Origin of the sequence: Bradyrhizobium sp. WSM1743, assembly GCF_000473065.1 — a bacterium.
Lineage (GTDB): Bacteria > Pseudomonadota > Alphaproteobacteria > Rhizobiales > Xanthobacteraceae > Bradyrhizobium.
In genome coordinates, this window is the sequence record NZ_AXAZ01000013.1 from 66520 (window position 1) to 79676 (window position 13157).

Consider the following 13157-nt stretch of genomic DNA (forward strand, 5'->3'; position numbering starts at 1 on the left):
CACTGGTTGCGCAAGGGGAGCCGCGCTAAAATCCTCTCATGACAGTGACCGACATTGCGAGCCGGACCTACAATCACAGCTGGCGGCTGGATCCCATCATCCGCAGCCTGCTTGATACCGACTTCTACAAGTTATTGATGTTGCAGATGATTCGGGAGGATTACCCGAGTCAGAAGGTGACCTTCTCGGTCATCAACCGCTCGCGCCATGTGCGGCTCGCCGAGATCATCGACGAGGGCGAGCTGCGCGCCCAGCTCGACCACGCCCGCACCATCCGCTTCAGCAAGAAGGAGCTGATCTGGCTGGCCGGCAACACCTTCTACGGCAAGACCCATATGTTCTCGGCGGACTTCATCCGCTGGCTGGCGGAATTCCGCCTTCCTGAGTACGAGCTGCGCAAGGTCGAAGGCCAGTACGAGCTGCATTTCCATGGGCCCTGGACCCACACCACGATGTGGGAGATTCCGGCGCTTGCGATCCTCAACGAGCTGCGCTCGCGTGCGGCGATGAAGGGCCGCGGCCGCTTCGAGCTCGACGTGCTCTACGCCCGTGCCAAGGCGAAGCTGTGGACCAAGGTGGAGCGGCTGCGCAAGCTCGAGAACTTGCGGCTGTCCGACTTCGGTACCCGCCGCCGCCACGGCTTCCTCTGGCAGCGCTGGTGTGTCGAGGCGGTGAAGGAAGGCCTCGGCTCCTCCTTCATCGGCACCTCCAACGTGCTGCTCGCGATGGACAACGATCTCGAAGCCATCGGCACCAACGCGCATGAGCTGCCAATGGTCGCAGCCGCGCTCGCCAGGGACGATGAGGAATTGCGCTGGGCGCCTTACCGCATCCTCGACCAGTGGCGCCAGACCTATGGCGGCAACCTCCTGATCGCGCTGCCCGACGCCTTCGGCACCAAAGCCTTCCTGCGCGATGCGCCGGAATGGGTCGCCGACTGGACCGGCTTCCGCCCCGACAGCGCGCCGCCGATCCAGGCCGGCGAGGAGATCGTCGCCTGGTGGCAGAAGAAGGGCCGCAATCCCAAGGACAAGCTGCTCGTCTTTTCCGACGCGATGGACGTCGGCTCGATCGAAGAGACCTATCAGCACTTCGCCGGGCGTGTGCGGCTCTCCTTCGGCTGGGGCACCAATCTCACCAACGACTTCGTCGGCTGCACGCCGGACGGCTCGTTCGATCTCGATCCGATCTCGCTGGTCTGCAAGGTGTCGTCGGTCGACGGACGTCCGGCCGTCAAGCTCTCCGACAATCCGGAGAAGGCGACCGGCCTTCCCTCGGAGATCGAGCGTTACCTGCGCGTGTTCGGCGACGCCGGTCGCGTGCGCAAGCCGGTGCTGGTGTAAGGTGGAGTCGCATTAGGTCCAATCGATTGCCGCGGGCTCGCTCACCTCTCCCGCTCTCGTCCGCCGAAGCCGTGGCGAAGGCGGATGCGAGAGAGGCGAAGGCCGCCTTCGGCGGCCGTCAACTCAAGAGACGCCGAGGCAAAGCCTCGGCTATGGCGAAGCGCCGGGTGAGGGCTCTCCCCACTAGGGGATTGTCCCATTGCGGAAGCACCCTCTCCCCAACCCTCTCCCGCAGGCGGGAGAGAGAGCCCACCTTCGCCGTTGCGGCTATCGAGCCTTATCTCATCACGCTTTAGCTGCGGAGCGGACTTCCCTATATCGAGTAAACCGCGCACGATGAATGCGAGGCATTGGCTCACCGATGCCGCGCCAGTTCCGTTCGACCGGCATTTGAGGCGATCTGCGCGCATCCACTTCACGGCGCTTTCACCCTGCGACGCAGTCGCTTGCGCTTTTCAGGTCGAGTTCAGCAACATTCTCCTCTACTTTGCGTTGCAGGCGCGCAACGCTCCGCTGGGATCGTTGATCGATTTGGGGAATGCAGGGTGTCTCGCAGAACAGCGACCTCGACGAAGGGACATAGTTTCCTTCACGTCATCAAGCTCGTCTCGCCTTTCGTGATGGTCGTCGTGCTCCAGGCGGCGGTCGCGGGATTCAGCCTCGAGGTGATGTCCTCGGTCCGCGCCTATGTCGCCGGCGAAGCGTTGTGGTCGCGCTCGCAGAAGAACGCCGTCTATTTCCTCAATCGCTATCTGCATTCGGGCGAGCAGAGCCAGTTCGCGCAATATCAGGCCTCGCTCGCCGTTCCCATCGGGGACGAGTTCGCGCGCTGGGCGCTCCAGCGCGATCCGGTCGACGTCGAGGCGGCCCGCATCGGCTTCCTGCAAGGCGGCAACCATCCCGATGACGTCCCGGGACTGATCTGGCTGTTTCGCTACTTCAACCGCGTCAGCTTCCTCCAGGAAGCGATCCGTGAGTGGGCAGCCACGGATCCCATACTGCTGGAGCTGAGCGTCTTCGGCGAGGTGATCCGGTCTGAGCTGGCGAGGGGCCCCATTCAGGACGACGGCCGCCTGCACTTCCTGTCGTCCCGGCTCTCGGAGCTCAACGCGCAGTTCACTGTTCATGCCAAGCGGTTCTCCACCGTCCTCGGTGAGGGCTCCCGTGCCATCAAGGTGACGCTGACGTTCGTCAACATCGTCACCGCCGCAACGCTGATCCTGCTCCTGATCTGGCACACGCGCCGATTGGTGCTGCAGCGACAGACCTTCGAAGACGCCCTGCATGCCGAGAAGGAGCGCCTCGCCTGGCAGGCATCGCACGATTGGCTGACCGGCCTTTCCAATCGCCGCGCCTTCGAGGCGCGCCTGCAAGGCGAGCTGGACAATGCCGCGGCAGGTCCGCTCGCCCTGATCCTGCTCGACCTCGACCAGTTCAAGAACGTCAACGACAGTTGCGGCCATCTCGCGGGCGACCGCCTGCTCTGCCAGATCGCGCGCCTGTTGCAACACGACAGGCAGTCGCTTGATCTGGTGGCCCGGCTCGGCGGCGACGAGTTCGGCCTGATCCTGCCGCAGTGCGCGCCATCAAACGCCGTCGACATCGCCGAACGACTGCGACGATCGCTCGAACTGTTCAGCTTCGCCTGGGACGATCGCTGCTTCGCGGTGACCGCCAGCATCGGCGTCGCCTGCATCACCGACCGCAACACCACGCTCGAGGATGCGATGCGGCGCGCGGATGCCGCCTGCTACCGCGCCAAGGACAAGGGACGCAACCGGGTTCAGGTCGAGAGCGGAAGACCGGGCGTCGTTACCGTCGCCGCCGCGCTCCGGCCGCGCGAGGCAGCGCGCGCCTGACGCGGGTCGCCGCTGTCACCGCATAGGCAGAATCCCGAGCCCTCTGAGATGGACGTCGACGAACTGTTCGATCTGCTGGCGCAGCATCTGCGGCGGCACGGCCACCATGCGCTCCTCGAGGCCGAGCGAGATGATGCCATGCACCGCGGAAAACAGCGTGCGCGACAGCAGCGCGATCTTCACGTCATCCGCATCCGGCAATAGCCGCACCAGGGGTGGATGCATCAGCGCGAACGCATCCATCACCATCTGAAGGATGTCGTCCGGATAAGGTCGATCGTCCTCCATCCGATGCTCGAACAAGGAGCGCAGCAGATTGGCGTGTCCCGCAAAAAAGTCGAGATAGGTCTGGGCAAGCCCATAGAGCTGGCGAACCGGATCCTCGGCAGGAACACCCCGGAGCCGCGCCGTGAGCGCCTGTACCGTCTCCCGATTGACGGTCAGGATCACCCCGTCGAAGTCGCCGAACTCGTTATAGACGCTGCCAACCGAACAGCCGGCCGCCTCGGCCACGTCCCGAACCTTCAATGATCTCAGCCCGTTAGCTGAGATGATGCCGCGGGCGATCTCCACGATCTGGAGCCGGCGCCGAGATTTTTTTTGGTCACGCGGCGAATCTTCTTGAACATTGTTCATTTTCAAGCTACTCATGTGAACATTGTTCAAATTAACCCGGAGACCTGGAAAATGCAAACCCTCGCTGTTGATATCGCCGCCACCTTCGTCGATGACGCGGGCGCCCTCGTGACCGGCTTCGGCCGGGCCCTGCTGCGGTTCGCCATGGCGCCGATCAATCGCATCGCCAATGCCTGCGACGTTGCGGGTGTGCTCGCGGAACGCCGGGCGACCGTCCGGATGTGGGCCAATCGCGCCCGTGCGCCTCACGAGGGCCGGCGGTTCAGCCTGCTCGGCCGCCTCTCGCCCTTTCGCCACCTCTCCCATCTCACCTGAAGCGCGCACACGTGGATCGGCTCGAATGCAAGAGCCGGCTGCAAGGATGGACTCACCATGTCTGGACGTGCGCGGCCGATCCGGCGGATTTCAGCGATGCGGTTCAGCCTTTCCTTCATCGCCCGGCGCCATATCCGGGCGAGCGAGGCCGCTCCACCCGAGCTCGACGCGGCCTCGACCAGATATTTGCGAACCTAACGAGACCACTTGGAGACCAACAGGATCAGAGGACTGAGGGGACAGAGCAGGCCGGCGATGTCGTTATCCTGCACGCGTTCATCCCAAATGCCTCCGGTCGTGACGTCTCACCGTCAATGTAACAACCTCAGGCTGCCTTTCCAAAACAGGACTAGTCATGATCAGGGAATTGATGTCGTCACGCCGTTTCGCGCCACTGTTCTGGGCGCAATTCTTCTCGGCGCTCAATGACAACGTGCTCAAGAACGCACTCGTCATCATCCTGCTTTACAGCGCGGCGACCGGCCACGGCGATGCCCTGGTGACGGTCGCAGGCGCCGTCTTCATCTTCCCCTATTTCATCCTGTCCGGGCTGGGCGGCCAGCTCGCCGACAAATACGTCAAGTCCGTCGTCGCACGGCGGCTCAAATTCGCCGAGATCTTCGCCGCGGGCTTTGCCGCCGCCGGCTTCTTCCTGCATTCGGTGCCGCTCTTGTTCGCAGCGCTCGCGCTGTTCGGCACCATCGCGGCGCTGTTCGGCCCGGTGAAATATGCCATGCTGCCGGACCAGCTCGAGCTCGGCGAGCTCGCGACCGGCAACGCTCTGGTCGAAGGCGCGACCTTCATGGCGATCCTGCTCGGCACCGTCGCCGGCGGCCAGTTCGTGGCCGGCTCGGCGCATATGGGCTGGGTCGCATCCGCCGTCGTGGTGCTGGCGCTGTTGTCCTGGGCGTTCGCGTCCCGCATTCCGCAGACAACGCCCTCCGCGCCCGATCTGCCCGTCAACGCCAATCCCTGGACCTCGACGATGAGCCTGCTCAGGACGCTCTACGCCGATCACCGGCTGTGGGACGGCACCGTGATCGTCTCCTGGTTCTGGCTGGTCGGCGCCATCGTGCTGTCGCTGCTGCCGGCACTGATCAAGGAAGTGGTCGGCGGCACCGAGGGCGTGGTGACGCTGTGCCTTGCGATCTTCGCGATCGGCATCGCCATCGGCTCGCTGTTTGCCGCAAGCCTCAGCCACGTTCGCCCCAACCTCGCGCTGGTGCCGATCGGCGCCATCATCATGGGGTTTGCCGGCCTCGATCTCGCCTTCGCCATCGCCGTGACCGCCAAGGGGCAAGACATTACCGCGCTCGGCTTCGCAACCTCGTTCGGCGGCCTGCGCATGCTGGTCGACTTCGTCGCCTTCGCATTCGGCGGCGGTTTGTTTGTCGTTCCATCCTTTGCCGCGGTCCAGGCCTGGTCGGAACCTTCCGAGCGCGCGCGCATCATTGCCGCCGGCAACGTGCTGCAGGCCGCCTTCATGGTGGTCGGCTCGCTGTTCGTCGCGCTGCTGCAGGCGGGCGGGCTGCATGTCGGCTGGATCTTCTTCGGCCTCGGCGTCGCCAGCTTCGGCGCGGTGTGGTTCGTCCTCACCAAGTGGGGCAAGGAAGGCGTGCGCGACTTCGGCGGACTGCTCTTCCGCGCACTGTTCCGCACCGAGGTGCGTGGCCTCGAGAACCTGCCGCCTCCGGGCACCCGCATGCTGATCGCGCCCAACCATGTCAGCCTGATCGACGGCCCGCTGCTGCACGCCGTGCTGCCGATCGACGCGAGCTTCGCGGTGGATACCGGCATCGCCAAGGCCTGGTGGGCCAAGCCGTTCCTGCGCGTCGTCAAGCACTACACCATGGACCCGACCAAGCCGCTGGCCGCACGCGACCTGATCAAGCTCGTTGCCGCGGGCGAGCCGGTGGTGATCTTCCCGGAAGGACGCATCACCGTCTCCGGCTCGCTGATGAAGGTCTATGACGGCACCGCGATGATCGCCGACAAGGCCGACGCCGTGGTCGTGCCGGTTCGCATCGAAGGCGCACAGCGCTCGTATCTCAGCTATCTCAACAGCAGCCAGATCAAGAGGTCATGGTTTCCGCGGGTGACGGTCACCATTCTGCCGCCGGTCAAGCTCCCAGTTGATGAATCGCTCAAGGGCAAGGCCCGCCGCAATGCCGCCGGCGCCGCGCTGCAGGACGTCATGATCGACGCGCTCGTGAAGAACGCCATGCTCGATCAGACGCTGTTCGAAGCACTTGGACACGCCTATCGCGACCGCGACACCGGCAAGGTCATCATCGAGGACGCGCTCGGCACCAAGCTGACCTATCGCAAGCTGATCCTCGGCGCGCAGGTCCTGAGCCGGAAGCTGGAGAGCGGCACCGCTGCCGGCGAGAATGTCGGCGTGTTGCTGCCGAACTCCGCGGGCGTCGCCGTCGTGTTCATGGCGCTGCAGAACATCGGCCGCGTGCCGGCGATGCTCAACTTCTCGGCCGGCCCGGTCAACGTGCTCGCCGCCATGAAGGCCGCGCAGGTCAAGACCGTGCTGACGTCGAAGGCCTTCATCGAGAAGGGCAAGCTCGACAAGCTGATGGCCGCGATCTCGGCTGAGGCGCGAATCGTCTATCTCGAGGACGTCCGCGCCTCGATCGGCATCGCCGACAAGATCAAGGGCTTGCTCGCCGGCACGACGCCCCGCGTCGCCCGCCAGGCCAACGATCCCGCCGTCGTGCTGTTCACCTCGGGCTCGGAAGGCACGCCGAAGGGCGTGGTGCTGTCCCACCGCAACATCCTCGCCAACGCGGCGCAGGCGCTGGCCCGGGTCGACGCCAATGCCGATGACAAGGTGTTCAACGTGCTGCCGGTGTTCCACTCCTTCGGGTTGACCGGCGGCATGATGATGCCGATGCTGGCGGGCATTCCGATCTACATGTATCCGTCGCCGCTGCACTATAGGATCGTGCCCGAGCTGATCTACCAGACCGGCGCCACCATCCTGTTCGGCACCGACACGTTCCTCACCGGCTATGCACGCTCGGCGCACCCTTATGACTTCCGCACCCTGCGCCTTGTGATCGCCGGCGCCGAGGCGGTCAAGGACCGCACGCGGCAGGTGTTCATGGAGCGCTACGGCATCCGCATTCTCGAAGGCTACGGCGTCACCGAGACGGCGCCGGTGCTGGCGATGAACACGCCGATGGCCAATCGTCCCGGCACCGTCGGCCGCCTGTCGCCGCTGATGGAAAGCCGCCTCGATCCGGTCCCCGGCATCGAGGAAGGCGGACGCCTCTCGGTGCGCGGGCCGAACGTGATGCTCGGCTACCTCAGGGCCGAAAATCCCGGCGTGCTCGAAAAGCTTCCCGACGGCTGGCACGACACCGGCGATATCGTGGCGATTGACTCCGCGGGCTTCATCACCATCAAGGGCCGCGCCAAGCGTTTCGCCAAGATCGCGGGCGAAATGGTCTCGCTGTCGGCGGTCGAAGCCATCGCGACGGCGCTGTGGCCGCAGGCTGCTTCCGTCGCCGTGTCGATCCCGGATCAGCGCAAGGGCGAGCGCATCGTGCTGCTGACGACGGAGAAGAATGCCGAGCGTAGCGCCATGCAGGCCCAGGCCAAGACGATCGGCGCGTCCGAGCTGACGGTGCCCGCGACGATCATGGTGGTCGACAAGGTGCCGCTGCTCGGCACCGGCAAGACCGACTATGTCACGGCAACGACGATGGCCCGCGAACAGGCATCCGCGCCGGAGCGCGAGGTGGCGTAAGACGGAAGCATGAGGTGCCTCAACCAGGCGGGTTCGCAGCTCACGCCGCCGTCCGCCGCTCCTGCGCGTAACGCACCAGCGCGGCGAAGCGATAAATGCCGTGCACGAACTTGCCGTAGGGCATGGTGATGAACAATGCGAACACCGCGCCAAGATGCAGCGCGAGCAGCGGCCCCATGGCAGCGGTCTCACGCAGGACCAGGAGCGCCATTCCGGTGAGGCCGGTGAGGAACAGCATGGCGATGAAGCCGACATCCATGCCGTAGCTGAACTCGTCGAGCAACACCGGATCGCGCCGCATCCTGGCCGTGAACAAGCCGATCGGCCCGACGATGAGACCGATGCCGCCCAGCGTGCCGAGCACGACCGGCAGGTCCCACCACGGATACGGCGCCTCGCGCCCCAGCAGATAGTGATAGAGCGTTGCGACCGAGGTCGCGGCAAAGCAGAGCAGGAAGCCGTAGAAGGTCAGGTGGTGGTACAGCTTGCGCCGGTCGGTGGGCTTGTCGTCCTCGTTGTAGCAGCCGACGCCGCCGCCATGGAGATAACGCAGCTCGCCGGCATCGCGGATCGCCTGAAACATGGAGCCACCGTCCGCACGGCCGCCAATCGGTGCGCCGATGTCGCGCCAGAACGCGCGCACGCTCATGACGAGGGCCAGGATGGCGTAGAGGAAGGCGGCGCTGAACAGCACGGCCATCGCATTGTGCGGCATCAATTTGTAGAACGCACCCGGACCGGTGTGGACACCGAGCAGCACGTTGCGATCGTTGAGCGCGGCGAATCCGAGAATGAAGGCGGCCATGCTGAGCGCGGCGATGACGCTGATGACGAGGCCGTTGCGCGCGAAGGCGCCGGACAGCGCCGGCGGCCAGGCATAGGCCGCATAGGATTCCGCGCGCGCCACCGCCAGCGTCTTGGGGACGTTGACGCTGAACTCGTGCGGCGGCGAGAACTGGCAGTCGACGTAGCAGGCGCCGCAGGCGTGGCAGAGATTGGCGAGATAGTTGAGGTCGCCGTCGGAGAAGGCGCGGCGCATCTCCATCGCCGGAAATACCGCGCACAGGCCCTCGCAGTAGCGGCAGGAATTGCAGACCGTCATCAGGCGGTCGGCTTCGTCCAAAATCCTAGTTCCGTGCATGTTTCGCCGCTTCCCGTCCCGCGATCCGCCCGAACACGCTGCCGATGGTCATGCCCATGCCGGCCGCATAGCCCTTGCCGAGCACGTTGCCCGCCATAATCTCGCCGGCCGCGAACATGTTGGCGGACGGCTTGCCGCCCTTCATCAGCATCCGCGCCTCCTTGTTCACGCGCGTGCCGAGATAGGTGAAGGTGATGCCCGGCCGGACCGGATAGGCGAGATAAGGCGGCGTCTCGATCTTGCGCGCCCAGTGCGTCTTCGGCGGGGTGATGCCCTCGGTGCGGCAGTCGTCCAGGATGGTGTGGTCGAACGTGCCGGGCTGCACCGCGGCGTTGAACTCGGTGATGGTCTTTTCCAGCGCGGCTGGATCGAGCTCGAGCTTGCTCGCCAGCTCGGCCACAGACTGCCCGGCGATCGGCGGAAACAGCGTCGGCATGAAGCTCGTGACGACGGTGGAATCGAAGACGATGTAGGCGATCTGGTCGGGCTGCGCCGCGACCAGCCGGCCCCAGATCGCGTAGCGCTTCGGCCAGATGTCCTCGCCTTCGTCGTAGAAGCGCCGCGCATGCTTGTTGACGACGATGCCGAACACGACCGAGTCGTGCCGCGTGATGATGCCGCCGTCGAATTTCGGCGCGCGGGCGTCGATCGCGACCGCATGGCACTGGGTGGGGTCGCCGACCTCCTGCACGCCCTTGTCCAGCAGCATCTTCAGGATCGAGCCGCGATTGTAGGGCGTGCCGCGGATCAGGAAATTGTCGGCGGCTTCGCCCCAATATTGTTTCAGCCATTCGATGTTGGCCTCGAACCCGCCGGCCGCCGCGACCAGCGAGGTCGCGCGAATCTCGGTCTCGCCCTTGACCGGCCGCTTGAGGCGCGCGGCGAGGAACATGCCGTCCTCGATCACGAGGTCGGTGACCTCGGCATCGTATTCGACCTCGACGCCGAGCCGTTCAGCGGTGAGATACAGCGCGTTGAGCATGGCCCGGCCGCCGCCGAGAAAGAACGAGTTGGTGCGGCCGAGGCTCAGCGTGCCGCCGAGCGAGGGCTGCCAGCGTACGCCCTGCTCCACGATCCAGTTCAGGATGTCCTTGGACTCGCGGATCATGTGGCGCGCCAGCACCTCGTCGGTCTGTCCGCCGGTAACGCGCAGCAGGTCCTCCCAGAATTCCTCTTCGGTATAGGGGCCGGTCAGGATTTCGGTCGCCGCATCATGGGCGCAGCGCATGTTGCGGGTGTGGCGGGTGTTGCCGCCGCGGTAGAATCTTGGTGCACCTTCGAGCACCAGCACCGAGGCACCGCCGCGCCGGGCGCTGATCGCCGCGCACAGGGCCGCATTGCCGCCGCCGATCACCAGCACGTCGTATTTGCTGCTCATCCCCTCTGTCCGATGCGACGAAGTTAGAGACATTCTGCTCGACGCGGATCAACCGGCCCGCCCATTGCGTACTTTTGTATACAAAGATATACAGAAGCGGCGCAAGCGACATCTCTGCATGGGCAGGATGCGCTAGGCGGTCGACGAGGATGCATGGCCAGACGCCCGGCAAAGACAGGCGGAACGATCGCGCGCGACGGCGGCGTGGCGCTCGGCGAAGCCGTGTTCCGCTCCCTATGCGAGGCGCTGCAGGCCGGCAGCTACCGCGCCGGCGACCGCCTGCGCGAGGAGGAAGTGGCGCAGCGGCTGAAGGTCAGCCGCACCCCGGTTCGCGAAGCCCTGGGCCGGCTCGCAGCGCGCGGCTTCGTCGAGCCTGCCGGCGGCCGCGGCCTGATCGTGCGCAACCTCGACATTTCCGAGGTGCTCGAGCTCTACGCCATGCGCGAGATCTTGGAAGGCGCCGCGGCGCGCCTCGCCGCGGCGCATGCCTCGGCCACGGAGATCGACGCACTCAGGGATATCGAGCAGGCCTTTGTCGAGGCATCCGCGACCGACGCAGCCGAGATGGCGAGGCTCAACCGCGCTTTCCATGGCGCCATCTGCCGCGCCGCGCGCAATCGCTATCTCGACAACGCCTCTCGCGAATTGCAGGACTGGATCGCCCTGCTCGGCCCGACCACCTTCACCGTATCGGGCCGCCCCTCGACCAGCCACGGTGAGCATCAGGCCATTATCGAGGCGATCGCGGCGCGCGACGGCGACAAGGCCGAGCAGCTCGCGCGGGCGCACATCCGCGAGGCGCTGCGCTGCCGGCTCAAGCTGCTGCAGAAGCAGTAAGCGAGACGCTCACGCAAGCACGTCCGCGACCATCGCTTTCAAGACATCCCGGACGTCGGTGGGCTTCAGCCGCACCTGCAAGCCGCGCTGGCCGCCGTTGAGATAGACCAGGTCGTGCGCGAGCGCGCTCTGCTCGATCACGGTGCGTACCGGCTTGCGCTGCCCGAACGGGCTGATGCCGCCGACCTTATAGCCGGTGACGCGTTCGGCCTCCGGCGGCTTCATCATCTGCGCCGACTTGCCGCTAGCCGCCGCCGCGAGCTTCTTCATCGAGACCTCCTGGTCCGACGGAACGACCACGCAGACCGGCTTGCCGTCGACCAAGGCCATCAGCGTCTTGAGGACGCGCGCCGGGTCCTCGCCAAGGGCGGCGGCCGCCTGAAGCCCGATGCTCTCGGCGTCAGGATCGTAGTCGTAAGCGTGGACGGTGAACGCAACTCCGGCGGCCGTGAGCGCGCGTGTGGCTGGGGTGACCTTGGACATGGGCCATATCTATCACCGTCACTGGGAGGAGCGAAGCGGTGTGGACAAGCCGGCTCCATACAGTCACTGTCATCGCCCGGCTTGATGTTCAGCCCGGGGACATGACCGACGGGTGTTCGGGGACATAGCCGACACATCATAGTGCACGGATTTGGCGGTAAAGGAGGCCAAGTCCATGCCCTGGCGAGAGGTGTCGGTGATGGATCAGCGGCGGGAGTTCGTGCGGCTTGCGATGCAGGAGGGAGCGAACCGGCGGGAGCTCTGCCGGCGGTTCAATATCCATCCGGACACGGGCTACAAATGGCTTGCACGATGGCAAGCGGATCAGAATGTCGACGACCGCTCGCGCCGACCGCATGCGAGCCCGGGACAGACCGATTGCGAGCTCGAGGCACGTATTCTCGCGGTACGCGATGCCCATCCGGCATGGGGAGCTCGCAAGATAGCTCACTGCCTGGAGCGCAATGGCTTGCGTTCGCCAGCAGTCTCAACAGTTCATCAGATCTTGCGTCGGTCTGGCCGCATCAAGCCTCCGATCGGCGGCCCGATGGCAAGCCAGCGTTTCGAGATGCCGGCCCCCAATCTGTTGTGGCAGATGGACTTCAAAGGCTGGGTTCGGCTCGGCAACGATACCCAGTGCCATCCTCTGACGGTGGTGGATGACCACTCCCGCTATGATCTGTGCCTGCAGGCCTGTGCCGATCAACGCACAGATACCGTGCGCAGCCGCCTGGAGAAGACCTTTCGCCATTACGGGCTCCCGGAGGCCTTCTTCGTCGACAATGGTTCGCCCTGGGGTGATCCTTCCGGCGAGCGATGGACACGGTTCTCGGTGTGGCTGCTCAAGCTTGGCGTCGCCGTCATCCACAGCCGCCCATATCACCCGCAAAGCCGCGGCAAGAATGAACGATTCCACCGCACCCTCGCGGCTGAGGTGTCGCACTGCGACAGTTCCGCGATCTCGCAGAGACGCAGCGTGCCTTCGACGCCTGGCGGGAAGTCTACAACTTCGAACGGCCACACGAGGCGCTCGGACAACAGGTCCCGGCCAGTCGATATCGGCCCAGCCAGCGACCAATGCCCGATCGATTGCCACAGGTCGAATACGACAGCCATGAGATCGTGCGCTGCGTCTCCACGACCAAGGCCTATGTCAGCTTCAAGGGACGTCTTTGGAAAGTGCCACAGGCCTTCCGTGGCGAGCGCCTCGCCATCCGCCCCTCGGCAAACGATGCGCAATACGGGATCTTCTTTGCCGCCCACCAAGTCGCTATCATCGACTTGGCGAGCGGAGAATGTGTCGGCTATGTCCCCGAACACCCGTCGGTCATGTCCCCGGGCTGAACACTTGACCGGGCGATCCAGTACTCCGAGACCGTTGTGATTGAATCGATGGGTCGCGGCG

General features: G+C 65.1%; 8 protein-coding genes and 1 pseudogene. 5 read left to right on the plus strand and 4 right to left on the minus strand.

The genetic code is table 11. The features are described 5' to 3' along the window. Positions 1-38 precede the first annotated feature (38 nt). Positions 39-1343 (plus strand): nicotinate phosphoribosyltransferase, encoded by a 1305-nt coding sequence (gene pncB, locus YU9_RS0110970; protein WP_027572865.1) that lies wholly within the window; start codon positions 39-41, stop codon positions 1341-1343. A gap of 545 nt (positions 1344-1888) precedes the next feature. Continuing rightward, on the plus strand, positions 1889-3202 hold the full coding sequence (locus tag YU9_RS0110975) for a GGDEF domain-containing protein (RefSeq protein ID WP_027572866.1): 1314 nt from the start codon (positions 1889-1891) through the stop codon (positions 3200-3202). Positions 3203-3217: 15 nt separating this feature from the next. On the opposite strand, the gene YU9_RS0110980 is transcribed toward YU9_RS0110975, so the two are convergent. Next, the gene (locus tag YU9_RS0110980) at positions 3218-3838 is read right to left on the minus strand and encodes a TetR/AcrR family transcriptional regulator (protein ID WP_027572867.1); all 621 of its coding nucleotides are present in this window, start codon (positions 3836-3838) and stop codon (positions 3218-3220) included. A gap of 670 nt (positions 3839-4508) precedes the next feature. On the opposite strand from YU9_RS0110980, the gene YU9_RS0110990 reads away from it, so the two are divergent. Next, positions 4509-7913, plus strand: a complete 3405-nt coding sequence (locus YU9_RS0110990; protein ID WP_027572869.1) for an acyl-[ACP]--phospholipid O-acyltransferase — start codon at positions 4509-4511, stop codon at positions 7911-7913. A gap of 40 nt (positions 7914-7953) precedes the next feature. On the opposite strand, the gene tcuB is transcribed toward YU9_RS0110990, so the two are convergent. Further along, entirely contained in the window at positions 7954-9054 is a 1101-nt protein-coding gene (gene tcuB / locus YU9_RS0110995) for a tricarballylate utilization 4Fe-4S protein TcuB (RefSeq protein ID WP_027572870.1), read from the minus strand. Beyond that, entirely contained in the window at positions 9041-10432 is a 1392-nt protein-coding gene (gene tcuA / locus YU9_RS0111000; protein ID WP_027572871.1) for an FAD-dependent tricarballylate dehydrogenase TcuA, read from the minus strand. Before tcuA ends, tcuB begins: the two co-directional genes overlap by 14 nt. Before the next feature lie 153 nt (positions 10433-10585). Here tcuA and YU9_RS0111005 point away from each other — a divergent pair, with 153 nt between their 5' ends. Beyond that, positions 10586-11269, plus strand: a complete 684-nt coding sequence (locus YU9_RS0111005; RefSeq protein ID WP_027572872.1) for a GntR family transcriptional regulator — start codon at positions 10586-10588, stop codon at positions 11267-11269. Between the two features lie 9 nt (positions 11270-11278). Here the strand turns inward: YU9_RS0111005 and ybaK are convergent, their stop codons facing one another. After that, a complete protein-coding gene (gene ybaK / locus YU9_RS0111010; RefSeq protein ID WP_027572873.1) occupies positions 11279-11752 on the minus strand; it encodes a Cys-tRNA(Pro) deacylase in 474 nt (157 codons plus the stop codon). Between the two features lie 175 nt (positions 11753-11927). Between ybaK and YU9_RS41290 the strand changes: the two are divergent. Beyond that, a pseudogene (locus YU9_RS41290) lies at positions 11928-13096 on the plus strand (IS481 family transposase). Positions 13097-13157: the final 61 nt, after the last annotated feature.